Below are 20207 nucleotides of genomic sequence, written 5' to 3'. Positions count from 1 at the left end.
GCAGAGAAGCGATGTGGGGTACGGTGAGACCGTACCCCTCCAATAGAGCCAGATCGTTGCCTGTTAGACTGCCGCTCTTACTCTGGCGGATGATGAACATCATCAATCTGCCGGTCTCCTTGACCGACGGGTGCAGATTTCATTTCCAGAGTCAATAACTGTTGAACCTCGCGCAAACGAGCAAGCTGCTGTTCGAGCTGCGCAAAAGCCTGAATGTCACCGGCCCGCGCAGCTTCCAAAGCGAGGCTCATCTTTGACTCAATCTCGTCCAGCCACTTAACACTTTGCTTGCGGCGCGTATCGAGATCAGCCGCATAGATTGCGAGCGAAATGTGACAGGCGACCAGTTCCAGGAGATTAAGGTGTGAGCTACCAAAGCGACGACTCTGCGTTGTGGTTACCGTCAACGCTCCCAGCAATCGCTGTCCCCATCGCAACGGCACTGCCATAGCACACCGGGTTGGAGCATCGACCTCATGCACCCGTAACGACAACCAGCGCCGATCTGCGTCAGTTTCATCAATGATCAATGGTTGCCCTTCGCGCAGCACCAGCCCGGCAAACCCATGTTCGCGCACCTCACGCGCGCGATCGGGGGTTGACATATGGCCATTGCTGAGCAAAAGCATCGGCGCTTTATCTTTATCAAGTGGGATTAGCAGGAGAGAAGCCCGCTCGCCGCCAACCATTGCCGGCACCTGAGTGGCCAGTTGCAACCCCAGATGGAGCGGATCGGTCGTCGCGCTAACCACCAGCCGGGCAAACTGCAATAACTGATCGAGCGTATCGGCATGCGCCCGCGCCTGATTCAGGTACTGATCGAGTTGCCCTTGTAGTGATGATTGCTCGAGAACGACGCCAATAATCTGCCCCAATGCAGTCAATAACTCGCGATCATCGCTATCAAACGGCGGCGTTGCTCGCGAAACTTCAATCCGACCAATGACACGCCGCCCGATTGTAATCGGGCCTACCAGCATAGTGGGCGCATGCGATTGCAAACTACCGGTGCCGGCGGGAATAATAATTTCTACCCGATCCGCCAACAGCCATTCACTGCACAGGTCACGCAGCATCGGCAACGGATCGGGCTGGCGAGCGGTTGCAAAGAATGATCCCACCGTCATCAACGCATTGCGCAGACGAGCAGCGCGCCGCTGAACGGTAACGAGTTGGGTAGCGACATCGGATGCAGTCACGGCCACTCCTGAACGAAGACGAGCAAGGTGAATGCGTTTCGATCTCGATCATATCACGATGCCAGTGATTGCAAGATGACAAACCAGGCGTCGTAGATTACAGTTCAGGCATCAAGCGGCTCGGCTGGCCGCCGTTCTTCCATCGTGAGTACACTCCCTCGCTGAAAAACAAGCTGGCCGTGCTCAACATCGACTTCGATCTGGTCGCCAGCCCTGAATGTTCCGCGCAGCAATTCACGCGAGATGGGGGTTTCCAGCAGGCGCTGGATGGCGCGGCGTAGCGGGCGCGCGCCGAAGACTGGATTATAGCCTTCTTTGATCACATATTCCTTGGCCGCCTGCGTCAGCGTCAGCCCGATCTGCTGATCACGCAACCGATTGACCAGTTCAGCCACTTGCAATTCCACGATCCTGGTCAAATCATCCATCGAGAGCGGATGGAAGAGAATAATCTCATCAATCCGATTGAGGAATTCAGGCCGGAACGTCTGCTTAAGCGCCTCATCGACCTTCTTGCGCGCCTCGCGCATGTCAATTGTCCGGGTGCCCTTGCCGGCAACATTGAAACCGATACCGCCACCCTGCAAATGCTCAGTGCCGGCATTGCTGGTCATGATAATGATCGTGTTGCGGAAATCGACGGTGCGGCCTTGCCCATCGGTCAGGCGACCATCATCAAGCACCTGCAACAAGGCGTTGAAGACATCGCGGTGCGCTTTCTCAATTTCGTCGAAGAGCACCACCTGATAGGGGCGCCGGCGAACACTCTCGGTCAACTGGCCACCCTCATCGTAGCCCACATAGCCGGGTGGCGCGCCGATCAAGCGACTAACGGTATGCTGCTCCTGATATTCACTCATATCGACGCGCGTCATCGCCTCTTCGCTATCGAACATAAACTCAGCTAGCGCGCGGGCCAGCTCGGTTTTGCCAACACCGGTTGGGCCAACGAAGAGGAATGAGCCGATTGGGCGGCGAGGATCGCGCAGGCCGGAACGAGCGCGGCGGATAGCATCGCTCAGGGCAACAATGGCTTCATGTTGCCCAATCACCCGCTCGTGCAACCGCTCTTCCATATTAATCAACTTCTCACGCTCCGTTTCGAGCATTCGGCTGACCGGCACACCCGTCCAACTGGCAACGATCTGCGCGACATCTTCGTCATCAACAACCTCGTCAAGGTTATTGCGGGCCAGCCATTCGCTGCGCTCGGCCTCAAACTGGGCTTGCAGAGCCAGATAACGCGCGCGCAGCAACGCGGCGCGCTCGTAGTCGCGGCGAGCGCCGGCCTCTTCCTCTTCGGCCTGCAAACGTTTAAGCTCTTCCTCTTTCGCCTTAAGTTCTGGCGGCATTGAGAAGATGTCGATGCGCAATTTGGCGCTGGCCTCATCGATCAGATCAATCGCCTTGTCGGGCAAAAACCGGTCATTGATGTAGCGGCTCGAAAGTTGCACTGCTGCGCGAAGCGCTTCATCGCTGATCGTCAACTGATGATGCTCTTCGTAACGCTTGCGCAAACCGCGCAGCATCTCGATGGTGGTTTCGGGATCAGGCTCTTCAACAAAGACCGGCGAGAAGCGACGTTCGAGAGCGGCGTCTTTCTCGATGTGTTTGCGATACTCATCGATGGTCGTTGCGCCGATCACCTGAATCTCGCCGCGTGAAAGCGCCGGCTTGAGCATATTCGAGGCATCGATGCTGCCGGTTGCTGCGCCGGCTCCAACCACCGTATGCAACTCATCGATAAACAGAATGATGCGCCCTTTCGCGTTGCGCACCTCGTCCATCACCGCTTTCAACCGCTCTTCGAATTCGCCGCGAAACTTTGAACCTGCCACCATGCCGGCCAGATCGAGCGCCAGCACCTTGCGGTCACGCAGGGTTGGCGGCACATCGCCGCGCGCAATCCGCTGCGCCAGCCCCTCAACAATGGCCGTCTTGCCAACGCCCGTTTCACCTACCAGCACCGGATTATTCTTTGTGCGGCGCGAGAGAATCCGAATAACCCGCGCAATTTCAGCTTCGCGGCCAATCACCGGATCGAGCTTATCTTCTCGCGCCAATTCGGTCAAATCGGTGCTGTATTTCGCCAGGATCTCATAGCGGCTTTCAGCCGACGGATCATCGCTGCGTTGACTGCCTCGAATCTCCATCAACACTTGATAAATCCGCTCCTGATCGATCTGATAACTCTGCAAAATCCGCGCCGACGGGCCGTCGCGCTCACCGGCCAGGCCGATCAACAGGTGATCAAGCCCAACATACTGATCGCCCAACCGGTTCGCTTCATCTTCAGCCCGCTTCACCAGACGCTGGGTGCGCGGTGTAATATACACTTGACCGCTAATGCCATGCGAGCTTAACATTCTGGGGAGCTTCTCCAGCTCGCGCTCGATGCGTCGTTCCACATCAAGTGGATCGACGTTCAGGCGAGTAAGCGCCCGAACCGCCAGACCGTCGCGCTGGCGGAGCATCGCCAGGAAGAGATGCTCAACATCGAGCTGCGAATGCTGATGCTCCTGCATAATTTCTTGCGCAATATGGAAGGCGTTCTGCGCCTTTTCAGTGAATCGCTCCAGTCTCATTGTCGTCCCTCTAGCGTATCCGCCACAAGGCGGGTGAGCAGATCACAACGCTGATCTGCATTGATAGTATAGCACAGTAAGCGAGTAAAAACGGGTCGCTTCCGTTTAATTTATGTTATCGCCTCACCCAAAGGAGTAGTAATGAACCTGCAACAGGCACAGTGGGCACGCGACTTATTGATGAGCCTCTTAATTGCAGTCTGGAGTGGAGTCTGCGCCTGCCTGGCCGGCTTGGCCCTTCCTGCAGGCCACATCGACATCGGCACAACGTATGCCCAGCCCTACCTTAGTGGGTTTCATAGTCTGGAACGCAATCGAGACTTTTCGTACTCGTTTACCAAAGCTGAAGCAATGGTAGAGTTCCCCGGCATTGGATCAAACTGGACAACGGTCACCTTTCGCGCCAGTGGCTATCGACCTGATGACGTATCACCGGCTACATTGACCATCGCGACCGATGGTATGGCGCCGGTGCGCATCGACCTGCGAAATAGCGTTGCCCGATATTATGTTCTCATACCACCCGGAGACGATCATCTTCGCCTACACCTTACCAGTTCAACCTTCAGCACTGTAACCGATCCCCGTCAGCTCGGCATTGCCATCGATTGGATGACGGCACATCAGGTAGAGTATGGCTGGCCATTCTGGCAGGCATTGCACCTGGCGCTGATTGGAGTATTGGGCTACTGGCTAGCACGCCGGGTTGAAGTTGCGCCACTGCCGGCAGCGATCCTGGTCGGATCGATCTCAGTGGTACTGGGTGGTTTGCTGGCAGCCTACCGGATCTGGTGGGCAATCTTTACGCCGGATCTGTGGGGGCTGCTGCTCGGATTACACCTGGCTCTGGGTCCACTCCGCGCGTTCACCCGCTTTGCTTTTGCTCGCGGTGGCGAAACCTTACCCCATTGGCACGAAACCTGGTTATGGCGGATCGTGGTACTGGCGGCGCTGGTCAAGATTGGCGGCGTTATCTACCCGCAAACGATTGTGTACGACGAACGCTGGCACGTGCCGCGCACACAGATGGTGTTAGACGGGCGATTTATCGAACTGATCGTGCCGAGTCGCGTTACGCTGCTGGGCGATACTGTCGGTTTTGAAGGCGGACACTTCCCCTACTCGCCACTCTGGTATCTGATCACAGCGCCATTTGGCCTGGTGGGGATCGATCTGGGGCTGGCCTCGAATGCGCTCAACACTGCGCTCGACGTATCGCGCAGCCTGCTGATAGCCTACATCGCGCTACGACTCTTCGGGCAACCAGGAGTCGCGGTGATGGCCGCTGGCTGTTACCACCTCCTGTTAATGCCGTATTTTCTGATTTCATGGGGCAACTGGCCAACTCAGCTCGGCTTGTGGGGCACGCTGATACTGATTGCCGTGGCGCTGGCGCACCACGATCATCCCGACGAACGGCGGGCGCTCTGGGGAGTAGCCGCCGCCGCCACACTGGCAATGCTGACGTACACAGTAGTCGGCATTATGGCATTTACCATGATGGGCATCTACGCCCTTTGCGAACTTTTTCGTCGCGAAGCGCCGGCAAAGCAACGCGGGTGGCTGATCCTGGCCGGGCTGATCATTGCTGAAGCGGCAGCTTTCCTGATCTACCACATCTGGTATGTGCCGGTGATCGTGAGCGAAACACTGCCGGTCATTGCTTCGGCGCTATCGCAACGCGCCGCCCGAGGCGAATCCTTGCCTCTGCCAACCCCGGCGATTGATGGCGCATTTATGCTCAACCACCTCACCTGGCCGGGTATCATGCTGATCCTGGGCGGGGCAGTGCTGGCCTGGACGACGACACGGCGAGCGCATGCGCTCCTGATCAGTTGGTGGGCGATTTTAATCCTTTATTCAATAGTCAACTGGACGATCGCCGACATGATCCTTAAACATGTCTTTTTCATGCTACCGCTAGCTGCGATCTGCCTGGCGCTGGCACTCGATTGGCTCTGGCGGCAGGGCATTCCCGGTCGCGCTATGAGCAGCCTGGCCGTCACATACCTGCTACTGAGCGTCGCATTGCGATGGTATCATTTCATTATGGAGAAGCGACATATCAGCTAATGTGCCCGGAGAGGTCAATGTAACCCTGACAACGCAACGCGATCTGGCCGCATCCCAACTGATATGATCAGCATAGCATCACGATCTGACCGCGCTGGCAAGAGTTGCCGTCGTGATAACAACCAGTCATGATACAATGGAAAAGAACGATTGAACACCTGCTGATTACCAATCAGTCGGTGGGCATTCCACACTGTGACCAACGTTCCTTGCTTTTAAGGCAACAACGTTGTATGATGCGTAAAAAGCGTTATCAACTACCCGGAGGGCTAGAAAGCAGATTGCCATGGCGCAACGACTGGCACAAGTAGCAAAGATCGGCATTGGCCTGTGGATGGCTGGCGTTACCATTGCAACCTTTCTCATTGTGCCGCAGTATGAAGGGTTAGGAGAAGCGGGCCGGATCGTCATCGTTCATGTGCCAACGGCCTGGGTCAGTGTGATCGCATTTACCATCTCGGCCATCTTCAGCGGTTTGTACCTCTGGCGACGGCGTGAACGCGATGATCACATGGCTGTAGCGGCTGCTGAAGCCGGTCTTCTCTTCACCATTCTGGCCACAGTTACCGGCATGATCTTCTCACAGGTAGCCTGGGGTATCTTCTGGAATTGGGATCCACGCCAGACATCCATTTTCGTGCTCTTGCTGATCTACGCTGCGCTCTTTGCTCTGCGCGCGGCCATTGACGATGTTGACCGTCGCCGCCAATTGAGCGCCGTCTATTCCCTCTTCGCCTTCGTTACTATGCCCTTCCTCTTCTTCGTTGCTCCACGCATTGCCGATAGCACCCTGCATCCAAATTGCGCATTCATTCAGGGCAGCAATTGCGATGGGATTGTGCTCGAAGTCGGTAAGGTCGGTTTGATCGGAGACCAGAAGGTGCAATTGCTTGGCCTAGAGCGTCAGGGAAACCTGATCGTGGCTGAAGTCAAAGTAAGCACACCAGGTTTGCAGCAAGAGGCTATTCTCTACCCCAGTCTTGATCTAGTTGACGGTGGCATGGCAGCCCGGCCTGAATTTCCCGGTTCGCGTTTCCAGTTAGGGTTAGAAGAATACGATGAATCCACCGGCGCTGTGCGCCTGAACATGGAAGCGCCGGGCACGCAGTTGCTGGAAAACCGGCGAACACTCTACGTCTTCTTGGCTGCCAACCTTGGTTTTACTGCACTCTTCTTCTGGATGTGGCAGATCCGTTCACTGGTCTTAAACTTGCAGTGGGCGGTTGCGCAACGCGGGAGGGCCTGAACAATGGATAATGCAGCAATTTTGGTGGCGACTGCCGCAGTGTTGTCAGTCTGGATCGCGATCTTTGTTTATCTGTGGCGCATCGATGCCACAGCGCAGGCATTGCGCCGCGAGCTGGAACGTGAACGCAGGGAATCATTGCCGCCGTCTGCCGAGGTGACCCGGGTACGCGATACGGGTGAACCGGTCGAACGTCACTAGACACGCTGTGACAGATTCCGGCGCCGTTAGACACACTCCAGCTTCGGGAAGCTTCGTTCATTGCATAGATACTATGACAAGATTGAAGGATTAGTGTATGGCTGTTGCAACCACTCCTGTGCGCCGCAGTCTGACCATCAAGCCACTGCATATCGTTGGGCTGGGGATCATTCTGCTGGCTGTGGTATACGGCTTCTTCGGCTTTCAAGATGGTTTCCGCGCCTACACGACCAGCGTCGATGAGGCGATGAGCAGCGCGCGCAGCGTCCAACTGGCCGGTTTTCTCGGTAGCACCGGCGAAATGGACGAGCAAGGCCGCTTCACGTTCATGCTGCAAGATGAAAACGGCAAGATGATCAAGGTCATCTCAGACGATCCGCGTCCGGCCAACTTCGAGCAGGCCATCAGCATCGTAGCCATTGGTCGCTACGATCCCACAGAGCAGGCATTTATGGCCGACGATCTGCTGGTCAAGTGCCCATCGAAGTACCAGGAGATCGATCAGGCTAAACCGTAAGCCCGGTGAGCACATGTCGCTACCCGATTGCTAAAGGCACGGTCGATGCTATCGACCGCTGGAAAGAGTCGCTATGTATCTCTTCGGCACGTTCCTTTTGATGGCCAGCCTTGGCATGACCCTGCTGGCGACGATTAGCTACGGATTGGTGATCCGTGGACAGCGGGCCGCGCTGAGCTATGGCCGGTTTGGCGTCTACGCAGCGCTGGCCGGCGTGCTGATGTCGTGGACACTACTCATTACCGTCTTCCTGGCCCGCCGTTTCGATCTCGATTATGTCTATAACTATAGTTCGCGTGACCTCGAATTCTTCTTCACCATCGCCGCAAGCTGGGCCGGACAACCAGGCAGCTTCATGATCTGGCTGCTATGGGGCGCTATTGCCAGCGCATTGCTGGTGCGTCGCACCAAGCATTTTGAGCCGTATGTGCTGATGGTGGTGATGACTGTGCAGGCTGCTATCATCGGCTTTGTGCTGGCGCTCAATCCGTTCCAGCCCCTCATCGATCCTACGACTGGCGTAGCGCTCACCCCCGGTGATGGCCGCGGCCTCAATCCACTCCTGCACAACTTCTGGATGATTATCCATCCACCAGTACTCTTCGTCGGTTATGCCCTTGCAACGATCCCCTTCGCCTTTGCATTGGCAGCTTTGTGGCGGCGCGACTACGATACCTGGGTCAAGCGCGCGCTACCGTGGACACTGGCGGCATGGTCGTTTCTCGGCCTGGCGCTGCTCCTTGGCGGCTACTGGGCTTATGAGACCCTGGGCTGGGGTGGTTACTGGGGATGGGATCCGGTCGAAAACTCGTCACTGGTGCCCTGGCTCATCCTCACTGCCCTGATCCATGGTATGCTGGTGCAGCGCACTCATGGCGGTTTGCGAAAAACCAATCTGGTATTGGGGGTGACAACCTATATTACTGTCTTCTACGCTACCTTCATGACCCGCAGTGGAGTCTACGCCAATTTCTCAGTGCATTCATTCGTAGCCGAAGGCATCTTTGAAGGGCTGGTCGGATTTCTGGTTGTCCTGCTTGCAATCGGCGTCATCTCGCTGATCAGCCGCTGGAACGACATTCCCGCTCGCCCACTGAGCGATAAATTCTTCTCACGCGATAGCTTCTTCGTGCTGGCAATTATCACGATTGTGATGGTGGCACTGGTGGTTGGCCTCGGCACTTCAATGCCGGTCATCTCGGCCATTCCCGGCGTTGGTCACACCCTGCAAGAATGGATGGGGCGCTACTTTGAGCTTGATGATGGCACATTGATGAATCCGCAAGCGCAGCCGTTTGAGGATGGGCGCTTCTCGCTTGCTCCCTCCTTCTATCAGCGCACTGTGCCACCGTTGGGCGTAGTTGCAATTGTGCTGCTCATTGTCGGCCCGTTACTTGGCTGGCGTGATGCCAACTTCAGCCATCTGTTGCGAGCTTTGCGCTGGCCGGCAGCGCTGGCAGTGGTTGCCGCTATCGTTGCGATGCTGATCAATGTGCGCGATGTGCTGGCGCTGGCTTATGTAGCAGGTGGCGCATTTGCCTTTGGCACAAATCTGCTCATGCTGGTACGCACACTACGCGGTGGTTGGCTCCGCATTGGCGGCTATCTGGCCCACCTCGGCTTTACCGTCATGGCAATCGGGATGGTGGCATCGTCGGCGTATGCCACGCCTGACACGCGCCTGACCCTGGCCCCCGGCGAGTCGGCCCGCCTGTTCGGCTACGAGTTTATTTTCAATGGCTACCAGCTTGATGATCAGCAGCGCGGTGTGCTCGATTTGACGGTCAGCGATGGATCAAGCACCTTCTCGGCCAAACCGTACCTCTATTTCAATCAGCGCATGGGCGCAACCATGCAGACTCCTTCCATCCATAGTTATTTCTGGCACGATCTCTACATCTCTCCGGCTGGCTACGATCCTGAACGCAATCCGGCTCGTCCAGTGCTCGGAGCTGACCAGAGCGCCCAGATGGGGCCATATACCCTCACCTTCCGCGGCTTCAATATCGACCGTGAAGCGATGATGCGCGGTGAAGCAAAGGTCGGCGCGCGGGTTGAAGTCATCTACGAAGGCCAGACTATCGAGGTAGAGCCGCGAGTAGAAGTGGTGATCAACCCGACCACCAATGAGAGCGAGCTGCAATTCATCCCGGTTACGCTCCCTGGTGGCCACGAACTGCGCTTGCTTGAACTCGATCCGACCAACCGCATGGTGTTACTGGAAGGGAGCGGGTCAGGTCTCGACGATCTGCCAGTCGTGCCGGCTAAAGCCGTCATTGCGGTGAGTGTCAAACCGCTGGTGATACTGGTCTGGGTAGGAGTTGTCTTGATGGTGATTGGCGGCGCCATTGCGCTGGTGCGGCGTTACCTCGAAGGAAGTCTGGCGCTGGCCGGCGCCCGTGTGCGCTTGCCCAAAGCATTGCCAGAACTGGCCGCGCAACTGGGCTGGCGTGGCATCGGGCGCTAGTCGCTGATCGCGGCTAAATGCTCCAGAGTGGCGCACTCGCCGATCATGCGCCCCGCGTAATCCGTAGGGGCGCATGATCATGCATTGCATAAGAAATATCGAACTGTGAGACTGATACCGGCAAAGTAATGAACGACTATTACGAAATCCTTCAGGTTCACCCCAAAGCTGACGCTGAGGCGATCAGGGCTGCGTATGAGCGCCTGCGCGAACGCTATGCTCCCGAACGGCTAGAAGGCGCAGCCGAAGAATTGATTGAATTGGCCCGACGGCGACGTGATGAAATCGAACGGGCCTACAGTGTGTTGAGCGATCCGCAGCGACGCGCCGAGTACGATCGTCGTTTGCAAGACATGCTGCGCCCCACACCGCCGGCAGTGCATAGCGAATCCGATCCCGCTCTTGCCGAGGCCGCCACCGATGATGATCTGATCGATTTTCGACCACTACCGCCAGCGCGCCGGCAGGAACGACCACCGGGTTTCAATCCACAACCGTATCTCAATCCGCGCTCAGCTTCGGCTCCGGTTCAACGTGGTCGAGCGGTACCACCATCACAACCAGTCTGGCTGCTGCCATCGTTAATTGTTGCCGCGGCCACATTTAGCATCGTCCTCGGCACGTTGATCAGCACGATGGTCGTGGCGCCAGCGCCAGCCGCGCCGATCAACCCGACGGCGCCGATAGCGCAACCCACGCCAACGCTGCGCGACATTCTGAGCGAGTTTGACGGCCAGGTCATTGCGGCCCAGCAAGTTACCGCTCAAGTACCTGATAATCCAGCAGCCTGGATCAATCTCGGCAACGCCCTGTTTGATAGCGTGGTCTATGTGCGCGAACAACTCGCCAGCGGCGACGCCGAAACTCAGCGTATCTATCAGGAACGACTGCCACGCTGGCTTGAAGCCGTTGACGCCTACCGCAAGGCGCTCGAATTGCAACCAGACAACGATGTCGTGCGAGCCGACATTGCCGCCAGTCTCTGCTATTACGGTCTCGATACAGGCAACCCGCAACGCGCCCAGGAAGGACTGGCGGAAGCTGAAAAGGCTTTACAGGCAGCGCCGCAAAATGCGCGGGTGCTCCTTTCGCACGGTATCTGCCTGGTCGCTATCGAACCACCCCAAACCGAGCGAGCGATTGAGCAATGGCAACTGGTATTGTCAATTCCGGGTGTGAATCCGGGATTGCAACTACAGGCGCAAATATTGATCAACGAATACGGTCAATGATGGTATAAACAAATCGTTAAGGATATGCTAGAATGACGGAAATGACCGGTCACAATTACTACAATCTGCTTGGGGTCAGTGTTGATGCTGATCAGGCAACCATTGCGGCTGCCTACGAACAACAGCGCCAGCGCTACGCGCCTGAACGTCTCGTCGATCTCGATCACGAGCTGCAAGCAGTTGCGCGCGAACGACTGGCTGAACTGGAGCGAGCGTTTCGTATCCTTAGCGATCCAGAACGGCGCCGACAGTATGACATCAGTCAAGGATTGATCACGCCACCGTCCCGGCCTGCGCGACGTGGCTTGAGCCGTAACGAAGCGCTTGGCGCATTGACGTTTGCGTTGCTTGCCGTCGGGTTGGTTGTGGCCGTCTGGGTGTTTACCAATCGCAACACCCTGAGCGGACAGGCCATGGGTGAAATCAACCGCCCGGCTCCCAACTTCAGCGCACAAGAGCTGCGTGGCGGCACTATCGAACTTGCTCAGTATCGCGGCAAAGTGGTGCTGATCAATTTTTGGGGCACCTGGTGTGAACCGTGTAAACGTGAACTGCCGGCGTTACAACAAGCTTACGAGCAATTTTCCGATCAGGGTCTCATGATCATCGGCGTCAATCTCACCGATGATGAACAGATGCAAGGGCAAACAATTGAAGATGTGGCTGCTTTTCTGGCCCAATATGGGGTGACCTACCCAATCGCACTCGATCTCGACGGCAAAATCACCGAGGCCTACCGGGTCTTTCCGCTCCCAACCAGCTTTTTTATCACCACAGACGGCCAGATTCGCTACGTCCACATCGGTGAGCTGACATTGACCGATATTGCGGCCCGCTTTGCCGAACTACGTCCTGCCAGTGGCGCGCAACCGTAAAGACATCATCACTGCGGGGAAGAGATCAATGGAGCAGCAAGCGCAAACGATTCTGGTTGTCGATGATGACACCGGTTTGCAAGAACTGGTACGGGTTCGTCTCGAGCAAGAAGGTTATCGCGTACTTCAAACGTTGAGCGGCGTAGAGGCGCTTACGCTGATACGTAAGCAACGTCCTGACCTTGTCATCCTCGATATTATGTTGCCCGACCTCGATGGCTTAACCGTCTGCCAGCGCGCGCGCGAATTTTCCTCGATACCCATCCTGATGCTGACGGCCAAATCCTTGCCAGGCGATGTCATCACCGGTCTCGACCAGGGCGCCGATGACTACCTGGTCAAGCCCTTTAACTACGATGAATTGCTCGCGCGCATTCGCGCCCTTCTGCGGCGCGTTCCGGCGGTCAATCGTCTGCTGACTGCCGGCAACGGGCTGATCAGTATCGATCCGCGCCAACGCGAGGTGCGAGTGCGCGGAGAACTCATCGATCTAACCCCTACCGAGTATCAGTTACTGCTCGTACTGGCCGAACAGGCTGGCGCGGTGGTTGACCACGAACAGCTTCTGCGCACGGTTTGGGGAAGCCAGCAGGCCCGTGACAACGATTATCTCAAAGTCTATATCTGGCATTTACGGCGCAAAATCGAGCTTGATCCGCGCAATCCGCAACTCTTGCTGACCGAATGGGGGATTGGCTATCGACTACTGCCCTGATTGACAGCTTACAACAAACGTGCTATACTTTCATTCGCAAAAGAGCGGGAGTAACTCAGTTGGTAGAGTGTGTGCTTCCCAAGCACAATGTCGCGGGTTCGAGTCCCGTCTCCCGCTCCAACGAAATCCCCTGACCAAATGGTCAGGGGATTAATATTTTGCGCATCGTTACCGGGAAGTTTGCACTCAACCGCCCTGGCTTCAATCTAACCCCAGATACGCTTTCTGAACCATTGCATTATCGCGCAGATTGGCTGCAGTGTCTTCCAACACGATCTCGCCGCTCTGCAACACATAACCACGATGGGCGATGGAAAGCGCCTGCAATGCGTTCTGCTCCACCAGCAAGACGGTGGTACCCTGTTGATTGATCGTTTGAATGATCTCGAAGATCTGCTCAACCAGGACCGGCGCCAGCCCCATTGACGGTTCGTCGAGCAACAACACCTGTGGACGGGTCATCAAGGCCCGTCCAATGGCCAGCATCTGTTGTTCACCACCTGACAGAGTACCACCCTTCTGACTGACCCGTTCGCGCAAGCGCGGGAAGAGGGTTAACACCCGGTCGAGATCAGCCTGATACTCTGGCGAGCGCGTGTCATAGAGAAAAGCGCCCATCTCTAGATTTTCCAACACAGTCAGGCGGGGAAAGATTCGACGACCTTCCGGCGCCTGAGCAATGCCTAGCCTGACAATCTCGTGAGGTGGTAGGGTATCGATCCGCTGGCCTTTGAACAAAACCTGGCCCTGACGCGGTTTGAGCAAACCGGAAATTGTGCGCAGGGTTGTACTCTTACCGGCGCCGTTCGATCCGATCAAGGTGACAATCTCACCCTGATTAACCGACATTGAAATACCCTTAAGGGCATGAATTTTGCCGTAATACGTATGGACATTCTGCAATTCGAGCAGCGCCATGGAAATCCTCTAACTTTCTGCCACCTGTCACGCCAGCGTTCAGCAAGCGAGGTTACGCCGACGCGATAGCATTCACAAACGGCACGCTTGCCAGAACAGCAGCAACAAGGCGCTGACTGGCGCGCCGAACTATGGTGTCATGCCGCATAGTCAGCAGCGCCCTTGCCCAAATAGGCTTCGATCACCCGTGGATTGGTGCGGATCGCCTGCACATCGCCTTCGGCAATCTTGCTACCGTAGTCAAGCACCGAGATCCGCTCGGAGATCGACATTACCAGCCGCATATCATGCTCGATCAGGATAACCGTAATTCCGCGATCATCGCGCAACCGCCGGATCAGTTGGGTTGCCTCAGCAGTTTCGTGCGGATTCATACCGGCAGTCGGCTCGTCAAGCAGAATGAGCTTGGGTTCACCAGCCAGCGCGCGCGCAATCTCCAGCCGACGCTGATCGCCGTAGGGCAGATTCTTGGCCAATTCATCGCGCTTATCAGCAATACCGACGAAATTGAGTAACTCCATCGCCTTATTGCGCGCCTTCGCCTCTTCACGCAGCATATTGCGGCCTCGGGAAATGATACCCCAGATCGATGCCTGTAAATGGACGTGCATCCCGACCAGGACATTTTCCAGTACCGTCATATTGCCGAAGAGGCGAATATTCTGGAAAGTGCGCCGCATGCCAAGAGCTGCAATCTGATCAGATCGCCAGCCGGTAATATCCTGCCCGGCAAAAATAACCCGACCTTTCTCTGGCTTATAGATACCGGTCAGCACATTGAAGAAAGTTGTTTTTCCGGCGCCATTTGGGCCGATCACACTTACAATACTGCCCGGCTCGACGGTGAAAGTGACATCATTCACCGCCACCAGACCACCGAACACCTTGGTAATGTTTGTAGCTTCTAAAAGCGCCATGATCATCTCCCCGTCTCGGCGCCGGTTGGTTTCGTCAACTTATCGGCTTCCAGCTCTTCGTCGGTAATTTCGACCTCATGCTGCTCTTCGCGCCGTCGTTCATCGGGCCACAACCCTTCAGGACGGAAAATCATCATAATGACAAGCAAGAGACCGAAGAAGAGGCGCTGGTACTGAGTCGGATCAAACTGACGCGGAATCGGCGCGCCAGCAGCCTGCGCTTCGCGCAGCACTGACGCCAATCGCGGCAAGATTTGCAGATCGAGCATTGTGACGATGATAGCGCCCAGCATCGCACCGGGAATTGATCCCATCCCGCCCAGGATCACCATTGCCAGAATATTGATCGAGCGCAGCAGGTCGAACGTTGGTGGATTGATAAAGAGCTGTTTTGAAGCAAAGACGACTCCCATCACACCGGCAAATGACGCGCCGATAGCGAAGGCGAGCAATTTCATCCGCACCCGGGGAATGCCTTGCGCCACTGCGGCCACTTCATCTTCACGAATGGCTTCCCAGGCGCGACCGATCCGCGAGTTCTTGAGGCGCGCTACGACAATCACTGTCAGCAGCACAATGATCAGCACCAGATAATAGAAAAAGAGCTGGTAGAGGCGGTTATCATCGGCAACAACCCCCAGGTTGCGCACCAGATCGACCAGGACGAGCGGCGGACGCTCGATGTCGCGGATCCCTTGCGAGCCATTCGTGATATTGATCGGTCGGTCAAGATTATTTGCCACGACCCGGATCACTTCACCGAAACCAAGGGTCACGATAGCGAGATAGTCACCACGCAGCCGCAGTACAGGCAAACCGAGCAACACACCGGTAATTAAACCAAGGATCAAACCGATGATGAGGAAGGGATAAAACATCACCGGATCGACCGGCCCCCAGGCCGGGTTAATATTCGAGATTTGAGTTGTGCTGAAGATACCCCAGGCATATGCGCCGACAGCGAAAAAGGCAACGTAACCCAGGTCGAGCAGACCGGCAAAACCGACCACCACATTCAAACCCAGTGCCAGCGCGGTAAAGATACCAGCCTGGGTTGCAACATCAATATAAAACGGGTTTAGCGTGCCGAAATAGGGCAACACGATACCCAAAGCAATCACTCCGAGCACTACCTTAAACCAGGTTGCCACCCGCGCCCGATAAGCTACCAGCATTGACAGCATGAAGAGGACAAAGACAATATCTGTGCTCAATTCGGTGCGCGGATTGGTTAACAGGAGAAAGGAACAGATCAGCACATAGAAGGCGAGAAAGGCATACGCCGTTGGCCCGCTGCTGAGCGGAGCAGTCACCCGTTGCCAGAGGCTTTGCGACGAAGCACCGGTAGTCATAAGCTACACCTTTTGTGTGGTCGCCTCACCGAGCAGACCGGAGGGCCGGAAGATCAATAGCAAGATCAGAATGCTGAAAGCGGCAATATCGGCATACGCCGCGCCTGAGAAGTTGCCACCGGTGAAAATCGACAGATAAGCGGCAACGAATGCTTCGAGGAAGCCCAGCACCACGCCGCCAACCATTGCGCCGGTAATGTTACCAATCCCACCCAGCACGGCGGCAGTAAACGCTTTTAGGCCGGGGATGAGACCCATATATGGATTAACAGTACCAATGCGCAGACCGAACAACGCTCCAGCGGCGCCGCCAAGCGCACCGCCAATCAGGAAGGTCAGCGCAATGATCCGGTTGACATCGATCCCCATCAAGCTGGCAGTCGGCATATCTTGCGCCGTCGCTCGAATCGCCTTGCCCAGTTTAGTCACATTGACGATATAGTTTAGAACAATCAACATTAACGTAGCTGTAATAATAAAGATCAGGTCACGCGGGCCTAAAATAACCGGCACACTTCGCTCGCCAACCTGCATCGAAAATAATTGAATCGGCTGGCCAAAATCAGGAGTCTGGTAACGGGCATTGAAACCAAGTGGACTGTTGGTCATCACGAGCCGGGCGAAATCTTGCAGGATCAGCGACATACCGATCGCTGAAATCAATGGAACCAGGCGGGGTGCGCCACGGAGCGGACGATACGCAATCCGCTCAACAGTAACGGCCAGCATCCCGCAGAACGCCATAGCAACCAATACCACCAGCAACACAAAGACCAGCGGCGGAATACTATCCATTGCGCCGGCGCTCACCAGCAAGAAACTGACCGTTGCGCCAACAACGCCACCGATCATGAAAACTTCACCATGGGCGAAATTGATAAACTCCAGAACGCCATAGACCATCGTATAACCAAGCGCGATGGTGGCGAAGAGGAAACCGCGCACCAGCCCATCGATAATGACCTGTGGCAGGATGATCACCACACGCTGCATAATATCAGGCTGGCCGGGTGAAAAGACGAGGGCGAGCAAAATCACGATCAGGCTCAGGCTGGCGGCGCTACCAACAATAAATGCCAGCAACTGCCCGACCGGACCGAAGACAACCCCCAGCAATTCGCCGAGCGACCGGCGAGCGGCAGCCGGGGCAACCGTTGCATCAACAGCCATGCAAGCTCCCGAACGAATAGGGCAAGTGTGCGAGAGTGAATAACGCTCGCACACTGCCGTGCAGAACAACCGAACGTTTATTTATTGCGGCGGCGCAATCTCCAGGCGGCTAATCAGCTCATTCTGGTTCCAATCAGCCGCATTCACCTTCAACACGAAGTAGGTTGCCACAGTCGGGTCACCCTCCGCATTGAAGTCAAACGTACCGGTGATGCCAGGAAACGGTGGCAGGTTGCGAATTGCTTCTACCACCTGAGCGCGGGTCGGCTTGCCGCCGGCAGCAATAGCTGCCGACAGGATGCCTGCGGCGCAGATATTGGCCGCATCGTAGGCCTGCGCTGAGAAGGCGGGCGCAACATCGCCGAAGGCAGCCTGGTAGTCCTGAGCATATTTTGCTGCCTTGGGGAACTGGCTCACCGGCGCAGCCACGGTGGTATAGTGCATCCCATCGACTGCATCGCCAGCCAGATCGACCAGTTCCGCCGACTCGAGGCCGTCGGGACCCATAAACTGCGCGGTAATACCACGGTCGCGGGCCTGGCGGAAGAACGGCCCGGCCTGGTCGTAGATGCCGCCAAAGAAGACCAGATCCGGATTGGCTGCCAGGATCGGGGTCAGGATGGCCGAGAAATCACTCCGTTCCTCCGTGCCCTCAAAGCCCAGCACCTGCAACCCGTTCGCCAGCGCATTCTGGCGGAAGAACTCGGCCACACCCTGACCGTAGGCTGTCGTGTCGTGAATGATGTAGACCGACTTCACCCCCAGCTCTTCGCGGGCAAACTTCTCGGCCACCGCACCCTGCACGTCGTCGCGACCGACCACGCGGAAGGCCACTTCATAGCCACCCTCGGTGATGTTCGGGTTGGTGTTGGCTGGCGAAACCATCGCCAGGCGGGCATTCTTGTAATCAGGTAGCGCCGCCAGCGCCACACCCGAATTGAGGTGACCGACTACGCAGAGAATGTCCTGATCGGAGACGATATTCTTGGCGTTGGCCGAACCAACCTCTGGCCGGGCCTGGTCGTCAAACGGCACCAGCTCGAACTTGATGCCCAGTGCGCCCAGTTGAGCATTGAGCTGCTCGACTGCCAGCTCCGCCGCATTCTTCATACCGGTACCCAGCGCGGCCTGACCACCTGACAGCGGACCCTGCGTCGCGATCTTGATTGTGCCGAGCCGGCCAGCAACCGCACCGAGTTGGGCGGCCAGCGCCGCCAGATCGAATTGCGTCGCACCGCCAGCCGGAGCTTCGCCAGGAGGCGCAATTTCGAGGCGGGTCACCAGCCGGTTCTCATTCCAGTTGGCCGCATTGACCTGCAACACGAAATAGGTTGCCGGATTGGGGTCACCCTTGGGGCTGAAGGTGTAAGTGCCGGTGATGCCCTTATACGAAGTCAGCGCCTTGATTGCCGCCAACACCTGCTCGCGGGTCGGCTTGCCGCCGGCAGCCTTCGCGGCGTTAGCAATTGCGGTCAAGCAGATGCCGGTGGCATCGTAGGCCTGGGCCGAGAATGCCGGGGCCGCGTCACCGAAGGCAGCCTGATAGTCTTGCGCATACTTCGCGGCATCGGGGAATTGGCTCACCGGCGCAGCCACGGTGGTGTAGTACATCCCATCAACCGCATCGCCGGCCAGGGTCACCAATTCTTCTGATTCGAGACCGTCAGGACCCATAAACTGCGCGGTAATACCGCGGTCGCGGGCCTGGCGGAAGAGGGGCCCGGCCTGGTCGTAGATGCCGCCAAAGAAGACCAGATCCGGATTGGCTGCCAGGATCGGGGTCAGGATGGCCGAGAAATCACTCCGTTCCTCCGTGCCCTCAAAGCCCAGCACCTGCAACCCGTTCGCCAGCGCATTCTGGCGGAAGAACTCGGCCACACCCTGACCGTAGGCTGTCGTGTCGTGAATGATGTAGACCGACTTCACCCCCAGCTCTTCGCGGGCAAACTTCTCGGCCACCGCACCCTGCACGTCGTCGCGACCGACCACGCGGAAGGCCACTTCATAGCCACCCTCGGTGATGTTCGGGTTGGTGTTGGCTGGCGAAACCATCGCCAGGCGGGCATTCTTGTAATCAGGTAGCGCCGCCAGCGCCACACCCGAATTGAGGTGACCGACTACGCAGAGAATGTCCTGATCGGAGACGATATTCTTGGCGTTGGCCGAACCAACCTCTGGCCGGGCCTGGTCGTCAAACGGCTCGAGGACAACCGTAAACCCAAGCTCAGCCAGCGGACCGGAGAGCTGCTTGACTGCCAGCTCCGCCGCATTCTTGATACCGGTACCCAGCGCGGCCTGACCACCCGACAACGGGCTTTGAGTCGCAATCTTAATCACCTGACCGGGAGTTGCTGCCGGAGCTGTCGGCTGCGGCGCTGCTGTGGGGGCAGGAGCCGTCGTCGCCTGCGCAGCCGGCTGCGGCGTCGCTGTCGGCTGGGCCTGGCCGCCGCCACAAGCGGCGAGCATCGAGGCCAGCATACCGACCAGCAACAACAGACTGATCGAACGCTTCATAACCGATTTCTCCTTGAAACTTTAAACCGGTAATCTGCTGTCACCAACAGGCTGTTGCTCGTAACACAACCATGCAGGCTCGCCTGGCATCAGCCCTGCGCATCATTGCGTTACGAACAATTAGCCATACGTGGATGACAGTAGGCGAATATACGCGATCCGCGCCAGTTTGTCAAGCATTATCGCCTTGAATACAATAAGCAAGATGTGTATGATTCTTGCGACA

Annotated in this window: 15 protein-coding genes and 1 tRNA gene; 9 read left to right on the top strand and 7 right to left on the bottom strand. The window is 56.8% G+C overall.

Features of this window, described 5'->3' with window-relative positions; all coding sequences use genetic code 11:
* Nucleotides 1-77: 77 nt before the first annotated feature.
* Both Q0650_RS15125 and Q0650_RS15120 read right to left on the bottom strand, forming a co-directional pair.
* Complete coding sequence (locus Q0650_RS15125) at nt 78-1199, bottom strand: GAF domain-containing protein (protein ID WP_298820422.1); 1122 nt, start codon at nt 1197-1199, stop codon at nt 78-80.
* Nucleotides 1200-1303: 104 nt separating this feature from the next.
* Nucleotides 1304-3784 (bottom strand): ATP-dependent Clp protease ATP-binding subunit, encoded by a 2481-nt coding sequence (locus tag Q0650_RS15120; protein ID WP_298820421.1) that lies wholly within the window; start codon nt 3782-3784, stop codon nt 1304-1306.
* A 141-nt stretch (nt 3785-3925) separates the two neighbouring features.
* Here Q0650_RS15120 and Q0650_RS15115 point away from each other — a divergent pair, with 141 nt between their 5' ends.
* From Q0650_RS15115 to Q0650_RS15075, 9 genes are all read left to right on the top strand, one after another.
* Nucleotides 3926-5857 carry a hypothetical protein gene (locus Q0650_RS15115; protein WP_298820419.1) on the top strand — a complete coding sequence of 644 codons (1932 nt, stop codon included), beginning with the start codon at nt 3926-3928 and terminating at the stop codon, nt 5855-5857.
* 286 nt (nt 5858-6143) lie between these two features.
* Nucleotides 6144-7103: a cytochrome c biogenesis protein gene (locus tag Q0650_RS15110; protein WP_298820417.1), complete on the top strand. Its 960-nt coding sequence runs from the start codon at nt 6144-6146 to the stop codon at nt 7101-7103.
* Between the two features lie 3 nt (nt 7104-7106).
* Nucleotides 7107-7304 carry a CcmD family protein gene (locus tag Q0650_RS15105; protein ID WP_298820415.1) on the top strand — a complete coding sequence of 66 codons (198 nt, stop codon included), beginning with the start codon at nt 7107-7109 and terminating at the stop codon, nt 7302-7304.
* Nucleotides 7305-7401: 97 nt separating this feature from the next.
* On the top strand, nt 7402-7821 hold the full coding sequence (locus tag Q0650_RS15100; RefSeq protein ID WP_298820412.1) for a cytochrome c maturation protein CcmE: 420 nt from the start codon (nt 7402-7404) through the stop codon (nt 7819-7821).
* Between the two features lie 73 nt (nt 7822-7894).
* Entirely contained in the window at nt 7895-10288 is a 2394-nt protein-coding gene (locus tag Q0650_RS15095; RefSeq protein WP_298820410.1) for a heme lyase CcmF/NrfE family subunit, read from the top strand.
* 128 nt (nt 10289-10416) lie between these two features.
* Nucleotides 10417-11520, top strand: coding sequence for a DnaJ domain-containing protein (locus tag Q0650_RS15090; RefSeq protein WP_298820408.1), 1104 nt, complete (start codon nt 10417-10419; stop codon nt 11518-11520).
* A 32-nt stretch (nt 11521-11552) separates the two neighbouring features.
* Nucleotides 11553-12395, top strand: a complete 843-nt coding sequence (locus tag Q0650_RS15085; protein ID WP_298820406.1) for a J domain-containing protein — start codon at nt 11553-11555, stop codon at nt 12393-12395.
* A gap of 28 nt (nt 12396-12423) precedes the next feature.
* Nucleotides 12424-13110, top strand: a complete 687-nt coding sequence (locus Q0650_RS15080; protein WP_298820404.1) for a response regulator transcription factor — start codon at nt 12424-12426, stop codon at nt 13108-13110.
* 44 nt (nt 13111-13154) lie between these two features.
* Nucleotides 13155-13230, top strand: a tRNA-Gly gene (locus tag Q0650_RS15075).
* Nucleotides 13231-13311: 81 nt separating this feature from the next.
* Here the strand turns inward: Q0650_RS15075 and Q0650_RS15070 are convergent.
* The 5 genes from Q0650_RS15070 to Q0650_RS15050 form a co-directional block, all read right to left on the bottom strand.
* Nucleotides 13312-14028 (bottom strand): ABC transporter ATP-binding protein, encoded by a 717-nt coding sequence (locus tag Q0650_RS15070; protein WP_298820402.1) that lies wholly within the window; start codon nt 14026-14028, stop codon nt 13312-13314.
* Nucleotides 14029-14165: 137 nt separating this feature from the next.
* Entirely contained in the window at nt 14166-14945 is a 780-nt protein-coding gene (locus Q0650_RS15065) for an ABC transporter ATP-binding protein (protein ID WP_298820400.1), read from the bottom strand.
* 2 nt (nt 14946-14947) lie between these two features.
* Complete coding sequence (locus tag Q0650_RS15060) at nt 14948-16297, bottom strand: branched-chain amino acid ABC transporter permease (RefSeq protein WP_298820398.1); 1350 nt, start codon at nt 16295-16297, stop codon at nt 14948-14950.
* 3 nt (nt 16298-16300) lie between these two features.
* The gene (locus Q0650_RS15055) at nt 16301-17467 is read right to left on the bottom strand and encodes a branched-chain amino acid ABC transporter permease (RefSeq protein WP_298820396.1); all 1167 of its coding nucleotides are present in this window, start codon (nt 17465-17467) and stop codon (nt 16301-16303) included.
* Nucleotides 17468-17548: 81 nt separating this feature from the next.
* A complete protein-coding gene (locus Q0650_RS15050) occupies nt 17549-19981 on the bottom strand; it encodes a branched-chain amino acid ABC transporter substrate-binding protein (RefSeq protein ID WP_298820394.1) in 2433 nt (810 codons plus the stop codon).
* Between the last annotated feature and the right edge of the window lie 226 nt (nt 19982-20207).

The sequence above is a fragment of the uncultured Chloroflexus sp. genome (assembly GCF_937129525.1).
GTDB lineage: Bacteria > Chloroflexota > Chloroflexia > Chloroflexales > Chloroflexaceae > Chloroflexus.
Note: the sequence above shows the minus strand (reverse complement) of the source record. Positions and strands in the feature narration are given on the sequence as shown.

Coding starts and splice junctions, on each gene's coding strand:
- Q0650_RS15095 (WP_298820410.1), top strand. CDS start 7,895: ATGTATCTCTTCGGCACGTTCCTTTTGATGGCCAGCCTTGGCATGACC.
- Q0650_RS15110 (WP_298820417.1), top strand. CDS start 6,144: ATGGCGCAACGACTGGCACAAGTAGCAAAGATCGGCATTGGCCTGTGG.
- Q0650_RS15070 (WP_298820402.1), bottom strand. CDS start 14,028: ATGGCGCTGCTCGAATTGCAGAATGTCCATACGTATTACGGCAAAATT.
- Q0650_RS15080 (WP_298820404.1), top strand. CDS start 12,424: ATGGAGCAGCAAGCGCAAACGATTCTGGTTGTCGATGATGACACCGGT.
- Q0650_RS15065 (WP_298820400.1), bottom strand. CDS start 14,945: ATGGCGCTTTTAGAAGCTACAAACATTACCAAGGTGTTCGGTGGTCTG.
- Q0650_RS15115 (WP_298820419.1), top strand. CDS start 3,926: ATGAACCTGCAACAGGCACAGTGGGCACGCGACTTATTGATGAGCCTC.
- Q0650_RS15060 (WP_298820398.1), bottom strand. CDS start 16,297: ATGACTACCGGTGCTTCGTCGCAAAGCCTCTGGCAACGGGTGACTGCT.
- Q0650_RS15100 (WP_298820412.1), top strand. CDS start 7,402: ATGGCTGTTGCAACCACTCCTGTGCGCCGCAGTCTGACCATCAAGCCA.
- Q0650_RS15090 (WP_298820408.1), top strand. CDS start 10,417: ATGAACGACTATTACGAAATCCTTCAGGTTCACCCCAAAGCTGACGCT.
- Q0650_RS15120 (WP_298820421.1), bottom strand. CDS start 3,784: ATGAGACTGGAGCGATTCACTGAAAAGGCGCAGAACGCCTTCCATATT.
- Q0650_RS15050 (WP_298820394.1), bottom strand. CDS start 19,981: ATGAAGCGTTCGATCAGTCTGTTGTTGCTGGTCGGTATGCTGGCCTCG.
- Q0650_RS15085 (WP_298820406.1), top strand. CDS start 11,553: ATGACGGAAATGACCGGTCACAATTACTACAATCTGCTTGGGGTCAGT.
- Q0650_RS15055 (WP_298820396.1), bottom strand. CDS start 17,467: ATGGCTGTTGATGCAACGGTTGCCCCGGCTGCCGCTCGCCGGTCGCTC.
- Q0650_RS15105 (WP_298820415.1), top strand. CDS start 7,107: ATGGATAATGCAGCAATTTTGGTGGCGACTGCCGCAGTGTTGTCAGTC.